Source organism: Neobacillus sp. YX16, from assembly GCF_030123505.1.
Classification (GTDB): Bacteria; Bacillota; Bacilli; order Bacillales; family Cytobacillaceae; genus Neobacillus.
Window position 1 is genome coordinate 2,586,111 of record NZ_CP126115.1, and the last position, 18,053, is coordinate 2,604,163.

Below are 18,053 nucleotides of genomic sequence, written 5' to 3' on the forward strand. Positions count from 1 at the left end.
GAGAAAATCGAGACTTTGGAAAAGAATCATATTGGGAATGGTCTTTATTATTCGATTACATGTAAAGAATACACATAGAGTAAATTCAGGAAAACAATCCGCATAAAAAAATCCTTTACCAATGGTAAAGGATTTTTTTTATCTTACGTTTGGAAGATCGGTTGTAAGCGATGAATTTTGTTCAATTGGCAGGATAATATCGACAGTGGTTCCAAAATCAATTTCACTGTCGAAATGAATGGTTCCTTTGTGAGATTGAACTATTTTATAGCTGACGGTTAATCCTAGGCCTGTACCTTTTTCTTTTGATGAATAGAAGGGCTCCCCGATCTTTTCCAATCTCTCTTTTGAAATGCCACAACCATTATCTTTAACTGCAATAGAAACTTGGTTATTTTCGATTTGTTCAAGACTAATCCAAATGGTTCCACCATTTTTTGATGCTTCAATCGAGTTTTTTATTAGATTGATAAACAATTGCTTTAGCTGGTTTGGTTCACATTCTAGTATAAGATCCTCTTTCGGAAAATTGTACTCTATTTGAACATTATAAAGTGTCGCTTCAACACCCAACAATGAAATGACATCTTTCAGTATTTTTTGAATAGCTAACTTTGTATATTGTATATGTTGAGGTTTGGCTAATAGTAAGAGTTCACCAACAATATGGTTAATTCGATTTAATTCATCAAGCATAATTTGGTAATAATCTTGGTGCTTATCATCTTCCATTTGCAATAATTGTACAAAACCTTTTAAAGAGGTGAGTGGATTCCTAATTTCGTGGGCGACACTAGCAGAGAGCTCGCCAACTACCGATAGTTTCTCAGTTCTGTTATGACGTTCTTCTGTTTGTCTTAAAGTAGTAATATCTCGGCCAATGATTACTAATCCTTCCCTGCTTCCATTTTCATGGAACAGCGGGACTTTAATAGTATCGAAGATTTTGGACGATCCATCAGGCAACTGTACAACTTCTTCGCAGCGAGTAATAGTCCCTCTTTCCCACGTTTCTTCATCCGATATTTCACAGTTTAGAAGAGCCTCCGCATAAAAATCGGTATATTGTGCTAATTCAGAGTCCTTTTTCCCACGATAGTCGACATTCTCCAGTTGAAATAATTTCAATCCAAAATCATTTGACTGAATCCAACGACCTTCCCCATCTTTAAAGTTTACAAAATCCACCATTGAATTAATAAGGGTTGATAAACGTTTTTCTTGTTCTTTAGTGGAATTTAGCTCTTCTTTATTTAGGATTAAAAAATAAAAGATTGCACCTGTTACTATAATATAGAAAATCTCTTTTCCTCTTTCAACATAATAATCGAGGGAGGAGGGAATAAAATGTGTTATTACAAAATTACTTGCGTATATCCATATAAAGCTTGATATTAGGTACAGGAATACCAATTTCATTTTCTTCATGTAATTCTCCTGTTCTGGGAAAGAAAAGTTTTAGAAAATCAAAAAAAATATAGTCACATAGTATATAGTACTAGAAACTGTAGAAATATGGAACATCTGAAAACTGGAAATCAAAAAAGGTTACAAATTGGTAACGACTTTATTATAAAGTGTGTTACCGATATGGACCCCTTTTTTATGGACATTTTAAATGTAAGCAGCAAGGTTACTATCCTAACTTGCTGCTTCTTTCTTGGGTTATGTCAAATTTTGAAAAAGAGAAAATAGTAAATATAAATAAAAAAACTTGTTTTATCTGAAAGTTCAGAATAAAATTAGAGTTACATACCAACCGGTAGGTATGCATCCGGTTCTGTCTGCATAATATTATTTACGGGTTTTATGACTAAATTCTACTAATAAGGATGGAGTGAAAGGTATGCATTTACGTCTGACAGATGAACAAAAAATGGTCCAAAAGACAATTAGAAGATTTGTAGAAAAAGAATTGATTCCACTAGAAAATGAGGTATTGCGAAATGAAAGGGAAGGGAAACCAAGCCTTTCTAAAGAAGTACTAAAGGAGCTTCAATTAAAAGCAAAGGAAGCAGGTTTCTGGGGTATTAATACACCTGAAGAGTATGGTGGAGCTGATTTAGGGCAAATGATGATGGCGATTGTATTAATGGAGGTTTCCAAAACGTTCGTTCCATTTAGCTTTGGTGGTTCTGCAGATAACATCCTTTATTATGGGAACGAAGAACAAAAGAAAAAATACCTACTGCCTACCATTAATGGCGAGAAAAAGTCATGCTTTGCCATGACAGAGCCTGGTGCTGGTTCTGATACGAGAAACATCAAGATGACAGCTGTAAAAGACGGCAGTGACTGGGTGTTAAATGGGGAGAAGACGTTTATAACCGGTGGGAATGAAGCGGATTTTGTTATGGCGATTGCGATTACAGATAAAAATCTGCACCAATCTACTCAAGGGCGAGAAGGAGTTACCTGCTTTATTGTTGACAGGGATATGGGCTGGAAATCAGAGTATATACATACGATGGGTGAATGGGGTCCAGCCGGCCTAGTATTCGAAAATGTTCGAGTTCCGGAAGAGAATATTCTTGGTGAGTTACACAAGGGCTATAATCTTGGATTAGAATGGATTGGTTTTGCTAGATGGGTTGTCGGCGCAAGAGCGGTAGGTGCAGCAGAGAGACTATTACAGATGGCGATTGACTATTCAAAAGAGAGGATTACCTTTGGAAAACCGATTGCAGAAAGACAAGCGATTCAATGGCAAATTGCTGATTCAGCAGTAGAAATTGAAGCAGCTAAATGGTTGGTTTTAAATGCGGCCTTCACACTTGATAACGGTGAGGATAATCGTCACTTAGCTTCAATGGCAAAGCTTTATGGTGCGAATATGGGAAACAAAGTGGTAGACCGTGTGCTTCAAATCCATGGGGGAATGGGCTATACAAGAGAACTGCCAATCGAGCGCTGGTACCGTGAAGCAAGACTTTGGAGAATTTACGATGGAACCGATGAAATTCAGCGAATGATTATTGCTAGGAATTTGATTAAGGGACATGTTAAGGTTGGTCAATACGTATAATATTATTTGTAAGCGTTATCTATTAATTGCTAGAATTCAAGATTGTGAAAATGATAAGTTTGGGAGGAAATAGAAATGGCAGGTAGATTTACTGGAAGAGTGGCGTTTGTAACAGGAGGAAGCAGGGGGATTGGGAAAGGAATCGTTGAACGTTTTGCCGAGGAAGGCGCGAAGGTAGCGTTTATTGATTTAAATGAAGAGGCATTAGTAGAAACAACGAGTGAACTAAGAGAAAAAGGTTTTGAAGTTTTTTCAAAGGTCGCAAACGTAGTTGATGCCGAGCAAGTAGAAAGTGCCTTTAAAGAGGCGTATGATGCACTTGGCTCGATTGATATTCTAGTAAATAATGCAGGCGTTATTCGTGATAATCTTTTATTTAAAATGACAGACACTGACTGGCAAATGGTCATGGATGTTCACTTAAAAGGATCTTTTAATGCTGCACGTGCAGCTCAAAAGTATATGGTTGAAAATAAATATGGACGAATCATAAATATTTCATCCACCTCCGCTCTTGGCAATCGAGGTCAGGCAAATTACGCAGCCGCAAAAGCAGGATTACAGGGATTCACAAAAACACTTGCGATTGAGCTAGGAAGATATGGTATTACTTCAAACTCTGTTGCACCTGGGTTTATTGAAACGGAAATGACGAAGGAAACGGCGGATAGAATCGGAGTTCCATTTGAGCAATTAATTCAAGCGAGTGTAGCCAATATCCCTGTTGGAAGAAGTGGAAAGCCTGAAGATATTGCCAATGCGGTGGCATTCTTTGCCGATGAAAAATCTTCCTTTGTTAATGGTCAGGTAATTTATGTTGCTGGCGGACCGAAAAATTAAAAACTAAAGTGAGGCGAGGATAAATTGTTCAGTGATCAAGTTGGGAAACGTTCCACGAAAGTAAAAAACGTAGTGGAAAGAGGAGCGGTGAAGAAATTTGCGGAAGCCATCGGAGATATTCACCCTATCTATTTTGAAGAAGAAACAGGGAGAAATTCAAGATTTCGAAACAATATTGCTCCGCCAACATTTCCGAGGACGTTTGACTATGGAGTAATTGAGGGATTAAATCTTCCCAATAAAGGCTTAATCCACGGGGAACAGACTTTTCATTACGAACGGCCGTTATTGGTTGGTGAAGAGATTGTATGTTACTCCGAAGTAAAAAAATACTTTGAGAAAAAAGGTAATTTTGGTGAAATGGGTTTTCTTGTCCTAGAAAGCTTTGGTGAAGATTTAGCTGGTAATACTATTTTTAGTTCAACCTCGACAGTGGTTATTACTGAAGCAGTGAGGAAGGTGCTTACAAAATGAGTACTCTTACACAGTTACTAGTTGGTGAATCAGTAAAAGAAATTCAGTTAGAGCCTGTCTCAAGAATCGATTTGATTAAATATGCAGGTGCATCTGGAGATTTTAATCCGATTCATACCATTGATGAGGAAGCAAAAAAGGCTGGATTACCAGGAATAATCGCACATGGTATGTGGACGATGGGTAATCTTGCAAAGCTTTTTACACGATATTTTGAAGAGGGATTCGTCAAGGATTATTCCATCCGTTTTAAAGGAATGGTCTTTTTAAATGATGTGATTACACTGAAAGCTACCTTGAAGGAAGTAGATGAACCCAACCTTCGTTTCCATGTTCAGGCTGTAAACCAAAATGGGAATGAAGTTTTAAAAGGTGAGATTTTGTTTACCCAATATTAAAGATTAATAACCCGGCTAAAAGAGAGATTCATGCTTGAGGCTGGGTTTATTACTATGTTTTGTAATTAAAGGAGGAGAACCCTTTATGACCACAAAAATGACACTAAGCTATGCCCCGCCAGTATTTCCAACCAGGGAAGAAGAGAGAAATCACTTGAAACAAAAATTAGCGGCAGCATTTCGTTTATTTTCTAAATTTGGATTTGACGAAGGCGTTGCTGGCCATATAACTGCACGTGACCCAGAGAGGATGGATCATTTTTGGGTGAATCCATTTGGGATGCATTTTAGCCAAATAAAGGCATCAGATTTAATCCTTTGCAATCATGAAGGGACTGTAGTGGAAGGTAATTTTCCTGTTAACCGGGCTGCGTTTGCAATTCATTCCCAGATCCATGCTGCAAGGCCGGATGTAATAGCTGCTGCGCATGCCCATTCTGTTTATGGGAAGTCGTGGTCATCTTTAGGACGCCTTCTTGATCCGATTACACAGGATGCGTGTGCCTTTTACAATGATCATTCTTTATTTAATGATTTTACAGGTGTTGTTTTAGATACGGAGGAAGGGAAACGGATTGGTAAGGCTCTTGGAAATCGCAAGGCTTGTATTTTGAGAAATCATGGGTTGCTAACCGTAGGAAAGTCGGTGGATGAAGCAGCCTGGTGGTTTATAACTATGGAGCGTTCCTGCCAAGCTCAATTGCTCGCTGAAGCGGTTGGCACCCCTGTTGAAATTGATGATGAAAATGCAGCTTTCACATATGAAACTGTTGGTACAACAGATGCAGGCTGGTTCCAATTTCAGCCATTATGGAATCGGATTGTGAAAGAGCAGCCTGATTTATTAGCTTGATGATTGCTCTCTGATGAGTCGTAATTTGGTCTTTTCAGAGAAATATATACCTCCCGGAGGAATATACATGAGGATTGGTATAGCAGGTACTGGTGCTATAGGCGGTTATATAGGCGGATTATTATGTAAAGCCGGAAATGAAGTTGTCTTCTTAGCACGAGGCAATAACCTGAAAACCTTAAGAGAAAAAGGATTAACAATAGATAGTGAAGTAGAGAAGTTTACTATCAATGAGACATTTACTGATCAATATAAAGCCTTTTCTGATGTTGATTTGCTTTTGTTTTGTGTTAAATCAACAGCAACAAATGAAGTAGCTAAAAAGTTAAAGCCGATATTAAAAGAAGAATGTTTCATCCTTACCCTGCAAAATGGAGTGGATAATGAAGAAATTCTTTCAGCTGAATTTGGAGAAAATAGAATTCTTTCAGCAGCTACCTATATTCAGGCTGGTGTAAAAGAACCAGGGGTTGTGACTCAAATTGGCGCGTCCCCTAGACTAATCATTGGCGCACTAGATTATAGTTTGAAAGAAAAAGTAAATGAATTCTCCTCGTTATTTAATTCCGCAAGCATTGTAACGAATACCTCGAGCAAAATTTTAGAAATGAAGTGGAAAAAACTTATTTGGAATGTTACCTTCAACCCACTTACAGCTTTGATAGAATCACCGATAGGTGCAATTTATGATGATAAAGGATTAAATCAAATTGCTACTAATATCTGTAGAGAGGGAATTGCTGTAGCAAGAAAACTTGGATTTACTATTGAGGATAAATATTTTGAACAAATCATGGCTCAGGGACATATGGCACGGAATCATCATACATCTATGCTTCAGGATAGACTTGGCGGTAAGAGGATGGAGCTAGAATCTATCTGTGGTTATATTGTAAAAAAAGGGAAACAGGTGAAGGTAGATACTCCTGTCCTTGAAACCATTTATCACATTTTATCTTTTTACGAAAAATCATAGAAAAGGAAAAAATTCAATAAAGATAGATTAATATAGAAAAAATTAAGACTTATACTGCTTGCTCCAACCAGAATAAGCAGATTTTTAAAAATAATATGATTGTAAAATACTAACGAGAAATTTGGTGAAAAAATAGATATTGAATATTATAAATATTTTGTATATTATGTCCTTAGCAACATACCAACTAGTTAGTATGTAGAAAATTCATATAGATAGATAATATATGTCAATGGGAGGAAACGTCGATGCATGTGAAGGAATTATTTGATTTAACAGGAAAAGTTGCGATTGTTACAGGCGGAGGCAGGGGGCTTGGTCAACAAATTGCAGAGGGATATGCAGAAGCTGGTGCCAGTGTTGTGGTTTGTTCAAGAAAGTACGAAGCGTGTCAGGAAGTCAGTGAAGGGTTAAAGAAAATGGGTGTAGATAGCCTTGCATTAAAATGTGATGTAACCAATCCAGAAGATGTAAAGAAGGTGGTCGAAACCACTCTGGAAAGGTTTGGGAGGATTGACATCCTCGTAAATAATAGTGGTGCTACCTGGGGAGCACTGGTAGAAGAAATGCCGCTAGATGCATGGAAAAAGGTAATGGACGTCAATGTAACCGGTACCTTTCTCATGTCACAGAGTGTGGGCAAAGCCATGCTCGAGCAAAAGTCTGGAAAAATCATTAATATTGCCTCTGTGGCTGGTCTCAAAGGCAGTAACCCAAAATATATGAATACCATTGGCTACAATACCTCTAAAGGGGCGGTCATTACTTTTACAAAGGATTTAGCGGTTAAATGGGGACCACACGGAATCTATGTAAATGCAATTGCACCAGGTTTTTTCCCTACGAAAATGTCAAAAGGGCTGCTTGAGAATGGCAGCGAAGGAATTCTAGAAGGGACTCCATTACGTAAGTTCGGATCAGATACTGACTTAAAAGGAGTTGCTTTATTCCTAGCGGCACCAGCTTCTAATTTTATTACAGGGGACATTATAGTTGTGGATGGCGGCGCCCACGCAATGTAGATTGGAAATCAAATAGAGCCAAGGGGTGAAGTTAGATGAAAAGAGATGCTGTAATCGTTTCAGCGGTTAGAACAGCTATTGGCAGGCAGGGTGGTGCCCTTGCTGCAATACCAGCACATGTTCTAGGTGCAGAGGTGATAAAAGAAGCAATAAAGCGTGCAAATATTGACCCTGAAATGATTGATGATGTCCTAATCGGAAATGTTTTATCAGGTGGAGGAAATATTGCTAGATTAACAGCTTTGCAGACAGGATTATCGTTGAATCTGCCAGGTATAACGGTCGACCGCCAATGCGGGTCGGGTATTAATGCAATCAATCTAGCAGCTCAAGCCATTCGAGCAGGCGATGGGGATATTTATATTGCTGGTGGTACAGAGAGTATGAGCCGGGCGCCGTATTTGATGGATCGTCCTGAAAGGCCATACAGTGCTTCACCCCCTAGCTTTAGAAAATCACAGCTTTCACCAAAGGAAATTGGAGATCCTCCAATGGGAATCACAGCTGAGAATCTCGTAGAAAAATATAAGATTACGAGAGAAGAACAAGACGAATTTGCCTTTCAGAGTCAACAAAGAATGAGTGTGGCAATGGAAGAGGGGCGCTTTGATGAACAAATCGTTCCAATTACAATACCGGTAAAAAAGGGTGAGCCACTAGTATTTAAGAAGGATGAACATCCACGTCCGCAAACAACCCTTGAGGCATTGTCGAAGCTTCAGCCTTCCTTTTTAAAAGATGGAACTGTAACAGCTGGAAATAGTTCTGGATTAAATGATGCTGCCGCCGCTCTCGTCATTATGTCGAGAGAAAAAGCGGAAGAATTCAATCTAACCCCTTTAGCAGTTATTCGCTCCTATGCAGTAGCGGGTGTTGACCCGAATATTATGGGAATTGGACCAGTTCCAGCCGTGAAAAAGGTAATGGAGAAGTCCGGGTTAACATTAGAAGAGATTGATTTGATTGAAATCAATGAAGCCTTTGCGGCACAGGTTCTTGCTTGTAATCGTGAGCTTAACATGGATTTAGAAAAAGTAAATGTAAACGGCGGCGCAATTGCACACGGACATCCGCTTGGTGCTACAGGTGCTATTTTGGTAACGAAAGCTGTTTATGAACTAAAACGAACGAATGGAAGATATGCCCTCATTACGGCTTGTATTGGCGGCGGTCAGGGAATTGCTGCCATAATTGAAAAAGAGTAAAGCAGAGTGAAGCAGAGGCAAAATACTCTGGCGTGAACTTCAAGAAGAAGGACTGAAGAAAGGAGGAAGTATGGTTAAGTAATTAGGGAACCATTGGAGCGAGGATTGGCTCCAATGGTATCATCGTGTGAAATTAGGAGGGAAATATGGAGATATTGATTCAGCAATTGTTTAATGGGTTAACAATTGGAAGCGTTTACAGTCTAGTGGCTTTAGGATTAACGCTAGTTTATGGAATCCTTCACATTCCAAATTTTGCACATGGTGCATTATACATGATGGGTGGCTACATAACGTTAACCATGATGACTAAATACGGATTTCACTATTGGCTAGCAATTTTTATATCTATTTTGGTGGTTGGACTAATAGGCGTTCTAATGGAAAGGTTTGTTTTTCATCCTCTCAGAGAGGCACCACCCATTCATGATAAGATCGCTGCCATTGGTATTCTCTTATTCTTGGAAGCATTTGCTCAATTTGTCTGGGGAGCAGAATATCAAAGCATGCCAACTCCGTATGGACAGGTTGTTGAAATCTTTGGATTAACCTTCACGATGCAGCGCTTGCTTATTGTCATTGCCGCAATTGTCGTCATGATTCTTTTAACATTATTCTTGAAAAAAACCTTTACTGGTTCAACGATTATTGCCATGTCACAAAACCGTGAAGGAGCAAACCTTGTTGGAATTAACACAAATAAAGTTGCCATGCTTACCTTCATGATTTCTGGTGGTTTAGCGGCAATAGCGGCTTCCTTGAGCGCGCCAATTAATCTAGTATTTCCAGGAATGGGACATCTTGTTATTTTAAAAGCTTTTGTCATCATTATTCTTGGTGGGATGGGAAGTGTTCCTGGAGCAATTTTAGGCGGCTATATTTTAGGGTTTACTGAAAGCTTAGGGGCAACCTATATATCCAATGAATACAAGGACATTATAGCCTTTGTACTCCTTGTCATTATTCTATCAGTTAAGCCAACTGGTCTTTTCTCAAAGGGGGGCCACTAATGTCGAAGATTCAAAAAATTGTTATTCTCGTACTCATACTTTTTGCCATCGTCTTTCCTTTAATAAGCAAGAACGACTATTTCATTCATATTATGACACTTTCCTTTATTTGGATGATTGGTGTTTATGGACTAAATCTTCTAGCAGGTTTTACCGGCTACCTATCCTTGGCACATGCTGGTTTCTTTGCCATAGGTGCCTATTCTCTTGGGTTGTTAACCGCTAAAGCAGAAATGAATTTCTGGCCGGCTCTTTTTTTATCACTCGTCATTACTGGTGTATTAGGGTTCTTTGCAGGTCTTATCTCACTAAGAACGAAGGAGCATTTTTTTGCAATTTACACACTTTGTGTTGGCTACATTATTTATCTTGTTATTGATAAATGGGACAGCCTAACAGAGGGTGTACGTGGATTAATTGGTATTCCAGCACCAGCAAACATCGGACCTCTTTCTTTTGAGACACTTCATTCTCATTATTATTTAGTATTGTTTTTCCTTCTACTAGTTGTTCTTATCATGTATCGAATCGTTCACTCCCTATCAGGCAGGACCTATATCGCCATACGCAATAGTGAAGATTTGGCACAGACGATTGGGATTTCCACGATGAAAAATAAATTAACGGTCTTTGTTATTTCAACGGTTATTGCAGGTTTATCAGGGGCTCTTTATGCTTCATTTGTCCGTTTTATTGGACCTGATATTGGATCGATTGCTATTGTGTTTGATTTTCTTACCTATTTACTTGTAGGCGGGATTGGCACTCTAAGCGGTCCCATTGTTGGTACGCTGCTAATCGTCGTCCTTTCACAGCGTCTTCAGTTTTTACAGGATTACCGGATGCTCGTTTTCGGACCGGTGTTAACACTGTTGATTATTTTTTATCCTCGGGGAATTGTTGGGGCAGTGGCTGCCTTTGGTCAGAAGCGCAGAGGACAGGTTCATAAATCAAACATCCAAGCAGCGAACCTGCCAGAAGAACAAGTAAAGGAGGGGTAAGCATGATATTTCTAGAAACGAAGAAGTTAACTAAAAATTTTGGTGGTTTAGTGGCTGTTAACAATGTTGACTTTGTGATTGAGCAAGGAAAGATAAATGCCATTATTGGTCCAAATGGTGCTGGGAAGTCTACCTTTTTTAACTTAATCAGCGGCTTTCATCCTCCAAGCTCAGGACAGGTTATCTTTAAAGGACAGGATGTTACCCATATACCTGCTAATAAAATAGCTCAGCTGGGGGTGGCAAGAACCTTCCAAACTACCAATCTATTCGAGCAATCAACGGTTTTAGATAATATTATTGTCGGTCATCGATTACGGACAAAGTCTAATTTGTTCGATGCGATTTTCCGTACAAAACGGCTTAAAACGGAGGAAGCCCTTTGTCGTGATAAAGCATTGGAGGTTATTGAATTTGTTGATTTGCAAAAGGCAGCGCATAAACCGGTTGCAGGCTTAACACAAGAAGAGAAAAAAAGGACAGCATTTGCGCTTGCACTGGCGACTAATCCCGAAATTGTTTTTCTAGATGAACCAGCTGCCGGAGTCAACCCTGATGAAACAGAAGGCTTGGCAGATTTAATAAGAAAGATGGCAGATAAAGGAGTCACAGTTTGTCTAATTGAGCACAAAATGCAAATGATTATGAAGTTGGCAGACAAAATTATGGTGTTGAATTATGGTGAAAAGATTGCTGAGGGTAAACCAGCAGAAATTCAGAATAATGAAGCGGTGATAAAGGCTTATCTGGGAGGTAGTGCAATTGCTTAGTTTGAAAAATATCTCTGTCAAATATGGAGGCTTTACAGCTGTTCATGACATAAATATCGAAGTAAGTGAAGGAGAAATTGTTGTTTTATTAGGTTCAAATGGTGCAGGCAAAAGCACCACCTTTCGAACAATCAGCGGTTTATCTAAGCCTTCAAAAGGTGAGGTTTTTTTTGAAGGTAAATCCTTAAACAAGGTTTCAGCCGATAGAATTGTTCAATTAGGGATTGGGCAATGTCCGGAGGGAAGGAAGCTTTTCCCGGCAATGACGGTTCAGGAAAACCTGAAGATGGGGGCTTTTGTTCATAGAAGGAAGAAAGACGAAATAAAAAAATCCTTGGAGCATGTGTATGAACTATTTCCTATTCTCCGTGATAAGAATGACGATGCTGCCGGATCCTTAAGTGGTGGACAGCAGCAAATGTTAGCTATCGGCAGGGCTCTAATGTCAAAACCAAAGCTGATGCTGCTTGATGAACCGTCAGTAGGACTTGCTCCGTTAATTGTGGAGCAAATGTTTGAGGTCATTCAGCAAATAAATCGGGAGGGGACAACGATACTGTTGGCTGAACAAAATGCCAACGCAGCCTTAAAAATAGCAGATAAAGGCTATGTTTATGAAAATGGCTCTATTGTCCTTCAAGGATCTTCAGAAGAGTTATTTGCAAATGATGAGGTTAGGAAGGCGTACATAGGAGCTTAGAATTGTAGGTCATCTAAGGGGGTGATGTTCACATTCACCATGTTTTGCGACTGAAAATTCAATGAAAATACGAGGGGGAAAACCATGAAAAAAATGAAGTGGCTTTTTATATTCAGTATGATATTCGTATTAATTTTCAGCTTAGCAGCCTGCAATAGTTCTTCCAGTACATCAGGGAAAAATGATGATAAAGAAGATGATAATAAGAGTGGAGAAGTAGGAACTGTGAACATTGGGTATACAGGACCTTTAAGCGGACCTGCTGCCTTTTATGGTGAGCGTACCTTAAATGGTGTGAAAATGGCAGCCGATGAAGTAAATGCTGCCGGCGGTTTTGAGGTCAATGGCAAGAAGTACAAGTTAAATGTCGTTTCCTTAGACGATAAATACCTGCCAAATGAAGCGGGAGCCAATGCAAAGAGATTGGTTCAGGAAAATAAACCACCGATTATATTTACTCCTCACAGTGGTGGGATTTTCGCTCTACAAGTATTTAATCAGTTGGATAAATTTATTATTGGCGCATATTCTAGTGAACCGAAAATTACAGAGGTAGGTAATAAGTTAACCGTTCGAATACCGCCTCGTTATGATGGATATTTACAGCCATTTACAGAGTATGCAATGGATAACTTTGGTAAGAACGTTGCCTTTCTGCCAACTGCTTCTCAATATGGTAAGGACTGGTCAGCTAACTTAAAGAAATACTGGGAAAAAGAAGGCGGAAAGGTTGTTTACGATTCTGCAATTGACTTTTCAAAGGAAACAGATTTCTTCACCATATTAACGAATGCTCTAAAAGAAAAGCCAGATGTATTATTTATCGGTGGAGCATCTGAACCTACAGCGAAGGTAGCAAAGCAAGCTCGTGAGCTCGGCTTCAAAGGCGGTTTCATCGTTATGGATCAAGCGAAATTTGATGAAATGAAGGCAGTAACAGGTTCTTATGATTTATTGAATGGCTCAATTGGAGTAATGCCGCTTGTTGATTCTCAAGAGGCTGCGATACCTGATTTTGTGAAACGGTACAATGAAAAATACGGTGAGAATCCTGGTTCTGAAGCGGGACTAAATTATATTGGCATGCATGTGTTTGTTGAGGCAATGAAAGCTGCTGGTTCAGTGGATGATGTTGAAAAAATACGAGCTAAAATGCAAGCTGGTTTGGAAAATTTGCCAGAGGATAAAAAAATCTATGTTGTAGAAAAAATTGGTGATGATGGCGGATTTGAATTTGATTTGTCAGTCGCTGCTGTAGAAGACGGAAAAATAGTTCCAATTAAAGTAGATTAATAGAGATAGTTTAATAGAACAGGGCAAATCTATATAAAGCTCCCTCTTGTGTTTAGTAGGACACAAGGGGGGATTCCTGTGTGATTGGAGTTCCATTTTTTCTAATGGCTTTGTTCGTAAACTTTGTTGCTTTTCGTATGAATCAGGATTTCAAGGACATCGAGGCTATAAGTGACCGTAAGCGATAAAAAATCGTGGAAGTAGTAACTAATAGGGGGTATAAGTGACCGCAAGCGCTGAAAAATCGTGGAAGTGGTAACTAATAAGGGCTATAAGTGACCGTAAGCGCTAAAAAATCGTGGAAGTGGTAACTAATAGGGGGTATAAGTGACCGCAAGCGCTGAAAAATTGAAAAAGTGGTAACCAATAGACTACAAGTGCAACGTGTCCTCATCAGCCCCATTGTGAAAAATTCTAAGATAATTTCTGTTCAACTGAAAACAACAATATATGCGAAAATAGCCTTTCTAATAGTTCCTTTAAAAGGAGTTGGTGTTATGAGGCTTAGTGATTTGCTTGAAACAAACATTAGTCAGTTTGGTGAGTATCCTTTTCTACATTTTAAAGAAAAGCAATATACAAACATTGAATGTAAGATGTTTGCTGACAAATTCGCAAGCGGGCTCACCAAGTATGGTATAGATGTGGGTGATAGAGTCATCGTTTGTATGCCAAACTGTCCAGAAGTTATTTTTGCTTATCAAGGGATAACTAGAGCAGGCGCTATTATTGTACCAGTTATGTTTACCCTCCATCCAAAAGAACTGCATTATATTGCATTGAATTCTGGAGCAAAAGCAGTAATTACCTCTTCAAATATTCTAGGAAATGTAGAGAAGGCACTTGAGGGGTTACCTCTTCAACCATTAGTTGTCGTAGTAGATCAGCCTTCATGTGAACGAAGGTTAAACTTTTATGATGTTAAGGGTGAGGAGACATTTGTTCCTGGTAGTGAGCGGAAGGAGGATGATACAGCTGTTATTCTTTACACATCTGGTACCACAGGAAATCCAAAAGGTGTTTTGTTAACGCATAAAAATTTAACGAGTAACGCTCAAAATTCAGTCAAGCATAATGAACTTGAAAGGGGAACAACCATTGGCGTTCTGCCGCTTGCACATGTCTATGGGCTGACCATCTCCAATATTTGCCTTTTAATGGGGAGTTCAATAGTTACTTTTTCCAAATTTGACACGGAATCAATATTTAAAGCAATCGAGAAATATGAAGTGAAAACTTTTTCGGCAGTGCCGTCGATGATTCATGCTTTAGTTTCCTATTCTGATGCAGACCAATTTAATAGCTCAAGTCTCGAATCAGTTAGTTCAGGTTCAGCACCGCTCCCTGTCTCTCTACTGCATGCTTTTGAAAAAAAGTTTGGTGCCAAGGTTTATGAAGGCTACGGTTTATCGGAGGCTGCACCTATAGTAACGGCTCATAAAGTTGGTATTGAAATAAAACCTGGCTCAGTCGGAATTCCAATACCGGGAGTGGAGGTGAAAATTGTCGATGACAATGGAGTCGAGGTGGCATGTGGTGTGGTAGGTGAGCTTTGTGTCCGCGGTGAAAACGTGACACCAGGATATTATCAAAATGTGGAAGAATCAAGGCGTGTCCTGATTGATTCCTGGTTACATACAGGTGATATGGCACGAATGGATGATGAGGGGTATGTCTACATTGTTGATCGCAAAAAGGACTTAATTATTCGTGGTGGATTTAATGTCTATCCACGGGATGTCGAAGAGATTTTGAACGCTCATGCAACTGTTTCGGAAGTCGCAGTGGTAGGCATTCCTGATGAAAAGATGGGAGAAGAAATGGTCGCCTGTGTTGTGGTAAAACAGGAGGCAATTGTAAGTGAAGAGGAATTAATAGCTTATTGTCAGGAGCATCTAGCAAAAAACAAAACTCCACGAAGAATTGTTTTTCTTGAATCCCTGCCACGGAACGGTGTTGGAAAAATATTAAAAACTCATTTGAGAAAATCCGTGGCAGAAATAGAGATAAAGTAAAGTTACTAGGAGGTCAAAAATGGCAGAGAGAAAAATATTAACGACAAGTAAAAGAGGTTTATTGGAGGATTCATTCCCGTTTCGTTTATATCAAAAGGCGAAAAGATTAGGAACCTGGAATCCAGCAGATATTGATTTTAGTCAGGATGCTAGAGACTGGAAAACCCTCAATTATGAACAAAAGGAAGATATTCTACGCTTAATTTCACAGTTTCAAGCTGGGGAAGAAGCAGTAACGCTGGATTTACTCCCGCTTATCATGGCGATTGCAAAAGAAGGACGTCTTGAAGAAGAAATGTTCTTAACTACTTTCTTATATGAAGAAGCAAAGCATACAGAATTTTTTCGGCTTGTACTGAATGCCCTCGGCGAAAGAGGGGACTTGTCCCATTTCCATACAGAGACATATAAAAAAATCTTCTATGAAATCCTTCCAACCACGATGGAACGTCTTGTGACGGACCAATCTCCAGAAGCCATTGCAGAAGCCTCCGTTGTCTATAACATGTTTGTTGAAGGTGTCTTAGCAGAAACAGGTTATTATTCTTTTTACCAAGCGTTAGAAACTGCTAATATCATGCCTGGTCTTTTAGAAGGCATCGGGAATTTGAAAAAGGATGAGTCCCGGCATATTGGCTATGGCACCTTCCTGCTTCAACGATTAATTTGTGAACACCCTCATCTCTTTGATTTTGTTGCGGCGAAAATGACTGAACTTACTCCTTTGTCTCTTAGATTAAATGAGGAAGGGATAGCAGGAAGGGAGGTAAGTGCATTCGGCGGTGATCCAGCATTGGTCATGGATTTTACGCTTAAACAGCTGTCAGTAAGGATGGAAATTCTAGCACGAGCAAAAGGCAAAAAAATCGAAGAGATTTATAGATTCTCAGAAAGTGAATTAGGGGTTTTATAAAAAGGAGGAATAAAAAATGGCAGTAAAAGTTGAAGTTCAAAGTTTTCCGCTTTTTATTAATGGAAAGTGGGAACCTGCAAGCAATCAAGAAACCTTTGATGTCTTTAACCCTGCAACAGGAGAGTTAGTAGCGAAAGTAGCTAAAGGCACCGTGGCGGATGTTGATACTGCAGTTATGGCGGCAAGGGAGGCGTTTGATAACACCGAATGGAAAAACATGAACCCGAAAGACCGGGCTAAAGTTTTATATGCCATTTCTTATCAAATTGCAGAGCATGCCGAAGAGCTAGCCTATTTAGAAGCGATTAGTTCAGGCGGTACCGTACGCCGAATTGGAAACAGTGATATTTTACAAATGGTCGACCTTTTCCAAACATTGGCGAACTTTACATTAGAATATCCATTCTCTGAAACCTTGCCAGTACCGCCATTTCCAGGTCCGGCACATAATTTTATCTGGCGTGAGCCAATTGGAGTCTGTGCAGCAATAACACCGTGGAATCTACCGATGGTCATTGCAACCTGGAAAATCGCCCCTGCATTAGCAATGGGAAATACAGTGGTCATTAAGCCTGCAAGCTATACGCCATTATCCACCTTAAAGCTGGCTGAATTGATTTCAAAGGTTGTCCCACCTGGAGTCATTAACGTAGTAACAGGTCCTGGGGCTGAAATTGGCGAAGCATTAGTTCGTCATCCAAAGGTTGACAAGGTAGCATTCACTGGTTCTACAGAAATAGGCAGGAGAATCATGAGTTTGGCTTCTGAAAGTATTAAAAATACAACCTTAGAGCTTGGAGGAAAATCACCAAACATTCTTTTAGAGGATGCAGACCTCAGCATTGCCCTTCCGGGAAGTCTCTTTGGAGTGTTCTTACATTCTGGTCAGCTATGTGAAAGTGGAACTCGTTTATTTGTTCCAGATTCCTTATATGATCAAGTTGTTGCCGGACTTGTCGGATTAACAAGTAAGTTGAAGCTCGGAAACCCACTAGATCCTGCGACGGACGTAGGTCCTGTCATTTCAAAAAAGCAAAAAGAAACCATCCTTTCATACATTGAGGCTGGTAAACAAGAAGGAGCCACCCTTGTCTGCGGTGGGAAAGAAGTGAAAGTAGCTGGCTGCGAGGATGGATACTTTGTTGAACCCACCATTTTCACCAATGTGACCAATGATATGAAAATTGCTCAGGAAGAAATTTTTGGACCTGTATTATGTGTAATCCGTTATTCCGAATTAGACGAAGCCATTAAGATGGCCAATGATAGTATTTATGGATTGGCAGCTGGTGTTTGGACGCGTGATGTCAATAAAGCGTATGAGGTTGCAAGGAAATTGCAGGCTGGTGTCGTTTGGATTAATGACTGGCATATGCTTAGAAGCGATGCTCCATTTGGCGGATATAAGCAGAGCGGCATTGGCAGAGAAATGGGTCAGCAATCATTAGACGCCTATACACAAACAAAGCATGTTCACACATCGATGGCTCCAGAGCTTGAGAAACGCAACTGGTATGGAATTCTATTTGGCCAAAACTAATGAAGAGGTGAAGAAGAT

The 18,053-nt window shown here is 39.6% G+C and carries 17 protein-coding genes; 16 read left to right on the top strand and 1 reads right to left on the bottom strand.

Going from position 1 to position 18,053, the window contains the following annotated elements; translation table 11 throughout:
* Positions 1 to 138 precede the first annotated feature (138 nt).
* Positions 139 to 1,428 (bottom strand): ATP-binding protein, encoded by a 1,290-nt coding sequence (locus tag QNH48_RS12335; protein WP_283955161.1) that lies wholly within the window; start codon positions 1,426 to 1,428, stop codon positions 139 to 141.
* A gap of 418 nt (positions 1,429 to 1,846) precedes the next feature.
* Between QNH48_RS12335 and QNH48_RS12340 the strand changes: the two genes are divergently transcribed.
* The 16 genes from QNH48_RS12340 to QNH48_RS12415 all read left to right on the top strand — a co-directional run bounded on the left by QNH48_RS12340 (position 1,847) and on the right by QNH48_RS12415 (position 18,035).
* Positions 1,847 to 3,025, top strand: a complete 1,179-nt coding sequence (locus QNH48_RS12340) for an acyl-CoA dehydrogenase family protein (protein ID WP_283955162.1) — start codon at positions 1,847 to 1,849, stop codon at positions 3,023 to 3,025.
* Positions 3,026 to 3,100: 75 nt separating this feature from the next.
* Positions 3,101 to 3,865 (top strand): 3-oxoacyl-ACP reductase FabG, encoded by a 765-nt coding sequence (gene fabG, locus QNH48_RS12345; protein ID WP_283955163.1) that lies wholly within the window; start codon positions 3,101 to 3,103, stop codon positions 3,863 to 3,865.
* A 24-nt stretch (positions 3,866 to 3,889) separates the two neighbouring features.
* Positions 3,890 to 4,339: a MaoC family dehydratase N-terminal domain-containing protein gene (locus QNH48_RS12350; protein ID WP_283955164.1), complete on the top strand. Its 450-nt coding sequence runs from the start codon at positions 3,890 to 3,892 to the stop codon at positions 4,337 to 4,339.
* Entirely contained in the window at positions 4,336 to 4,737 is a 402-nt protein-coding gene (locus QNH48_RS12355; RefSeq protein WP_283955165.1) for a MaoC/PaaZ C-terminal domain-containing protein, read from the top strand. The genes QNH48_RS12350 and QNH48_RS12355 overlap by 4 nt, the downstream gene beginning before the upstream one ends.
* Positions 4,738 to 4,822: 85 nt before the next feature.
* A complete protein-coding gene (locus tag QNH48_RS12360; RefSeq protein WP_283955166.1) occupies positions 4,823 to 5,590 on the top strand; it encodes a class II aldolase/adducin family protein in 768 nt (255 codons plus the stop codon).
* Between the two features lie 67 nt (positions 5,591 to 5,657).
* Positions 5,658 to 6,566 carry a ketopantoate reductase family protein gene (locus QNH48_RS12365; protein WP_283955167.1) on the top strand — a complete coding sequence of 303 codons (909 nt, stop codon included), beginning with the start codon at positions 5,658 to 5,660 and terminating at the stop codon, positions 6,564 to 6,566.
* A gap of 248 nt (positions 6,567 to 6,814) precedes the next feature.
* Positions 6,815 to 7,588 (top strand): SDR family oxidoreductase, encoded by a 774-nt coding sequence (locus QNH48_RS12370; protein WP_283955168.1) that lies wholly within the window; start codon positions 6,815 to 6,817, stop codon positions 7,586 to 7,588.
* A 35-nt stretch (positions 7,589 to 7,623) separates the two neighbouring features.
* Positions 7,624 to 8,793: a thiolase family protein gene (locus QNH48_RS12375; RefSeq protein ID WP_283955169.1), complete on the top strand. Its 1,170-nt coding sequence runs from the start codon at positions 7,624 to 7,626 to the stop codon at positions 8,791 to 8,793.
* A gap of 146 nt (positions 8,794 to 8,939) precedes the next feature.
* Positions 8,940 to 9,803, top strand: coding sequence for a branched-chain amino acid ABC transporter permease (locus QNH48_RS12380; RefSeq protein WP_283955170.1), 864 nt, complete (start codon positions 8,940 to 8,942; stop codon positions 9,801 to 9,803).
* On the top strand, positions 9,803 to 10,804 hold the full coding sequence (locus QNH48_RS12385) for a branched-chain amino acid ABC transporter permease (protein WP_283955171.1): 1,002 nt from the start codon (positions 9,803 to 9,805) through the stop codon (positions 10,802 to 10,804). Before QNH48_RS12380 ends, QNH48_RS12385 begins: the two co-directional genes overlap by 1 nt.
* A 2-nt stretch (positions 10,805 to 10,806) precedes the next feature.
* The gene (locus QNH48_RS12390) at positions 10,807 to 11,574 is read left to right on the top strand and encodes an ABC transporter ATP-binding protein (protein WP_481858470.1); all 768 of its coding nucleotides are present in this window, start codon (positions 10,807 to 10,809) and stop codon (positions 11,572 to 11,574) included.
* Positions 11,567 to 12,274, top strand: coding sequence for an ABC transporter ATP-binding protein (locus QNH48_RS12395; RefSeq protein WP_283955172.1), 708 nt, complete (start codon positions 11,567 to 11,569; stop codon positions 12,272 to 12,274). Before QNH48_RS12390 ends, QNH48_RS12395 begins: the two co-directional genes overlap by 8 nt.
* Before the next feature lie 84 nt (positions 12,275 to 12,358).
* Positions 12,359 to 13,567 carry an ABC transporter substrate-binding protein gene (locus QNH48_RS12400; RefSeq protein WP_283955173.1) on the top strand — a complete coding sequence of 403 codons (1,209 nt, stop codon included), beginning with the start codon at positions 12,359 to 12,361 and terminating at the stop codon, positions 13,565 to 13,567.
* Positions 13,568 to 14,064: 497 nt separating this feature from the next.
* Complete coding sequence (locus tag QNH48_RS12405; RefSeq protein WP_283955174.1) at positions 14,065 to 15,582, top strand: AMP-binding protein; 1,518 nt, start codon at positions 14,065 to 14,067, stop codon at positions 15,580 to 15,582.
* A gap of 19 nt (positions 15,583 to 15,601) precedes the next feature.
* Positions 15,602 to 16,495 carry a R2-like ligand-binding oxidase gene (locus QNH48_RS12410; protein WP_283955175.1) on the top strand — a complete coding sequence of 298 codons (894 nt, stop codon included), beginning with the start codon at positions 15,602 to 15,604 and terminating at the stop codon, positions 16,493 to 16,495.
* A 16-nt stretch (positions 16,496 to 16,511) separates the two neighbouring features.
* Positions 16,512 to 18,035, top strand: coding sequence for an aldehyde dehydrogenase family protein (locus tag QNH48_RS12415; protein WP_283955176.1), 1,524 nt, complete (start codon positions 16,512 to 16,514; stop codon positions 18,033 to 18,035).
* Positions 18,036 to 18,053 lie beyond the last annotated feature (18 nt).

Excerpts from the sequence above, each read along its gene's own strand:
- QNH48_RS12385 (WP_283955171.1), top strand. The coding sequence starts at position 9,803 with ATGTCGAAGATTCAAAAAATTGTTATTCTCGTACTCATACTTTTTGCC.
- QNH48_RS12365 (WP_283955167.1), top strand. The coding sequence starts at position 5,658 with ATGAGGATTGGTATAGCAGGTACTGGTGCTATAGGCGGTTATATAGGC.
- QNH48_RS12360 (WP_283955166.1), top strand. The coding sequence starts at position 4,823 with ATGACCACAAAAATGACACTAAGCTATGCCCCGCCAGTATTTCCAACC.
- QNH48_RS12380 (WP_283955170.1), top strand. The coding sequence starts at position 8,940 with ATGGAGATATTGATTCAGCAATTGTTTAATGGGTTAACAATTGGAAGC.
- QNH48_RS12375 (WP_283955169.1), top strand. The coding sequence starts at position 7,624 with ATGAAAAGAGATGCTGTAATCGTTTCAGCGGTTAGAACAGCTATTGGC.
- QNH48_RS12410 (WP_283955175.1), top strand. The coding sequence starts at position 15,602 with ATGGCAGAGAGAAAAATATTAACGACAAGTAAAAGAGGTTTATTGGAG.
- QNH48_RS12390 (WP_481858470.1), top strand. The coding sequence starts at position 10,807 with ATGATATTTCTAGAAACGAAGAAGTTAACTAAAAATTTTGGTGGTTTA.
- QNH48_RS12405 (WP_283955174.1), top strand. The coding sequence starts at position 14,065 with ATGAGGCTTAGTGATTTGCTTGAAACAAACATTAGTCAGTTTGGTGAG.
- QNH48_RS12415 (WP_283955176.1), top strand. The coding sequence starts at position 16,512 with ATGGCAGTAAAAGTTGAAGTTCAAAGTTTTCCGCTTTTTATTAATGGA.
- fabG (WP_283955163.1), top strand. The coding sequence starts at position 3,101 with ATGGCAGGTAGATTTACTGGAAGAGTGGCGTTTGTAACAGGAGGAAGC.
- QNH48_RS12400 (WP_283955173.1), top strand. The coding sequence starts at position 12,359 with ATGAAAAAAATGAAGTGGCTTTTTATATTCAGTATGATATTCGTATTA.
- QNH48_RS12355 (WP_283955165.1), top strand. The coding sequence starts at position 4,336 with ATGAGTACTCTTACACAGTTACTAGTTGGTGAATCAGTAAAAGAAATT.
- QNH48_RS12335 (WP_283955161.1), bottom strand. The coding sequence starts at position 1,428 with ATGAAGAAAATGAAATTGGTATTCCTGTACCTAATATCAAGCTTTATA.
- QNH48_RS12370 (WP_283955168.1), top strand. The coding sequence starts at position 6,815 with ATGCATGTGAAGGAATTATTTGATTTAACAGGAAAAGTTGCGATTGTT.
- QNH48_RS12340 (WP_283955162.1), top strand. The coding sequence starts at position 1,847 with ATGCATTTACGTCTGACAGATGAACAAAAAATGGTCCAAAAGACAATT.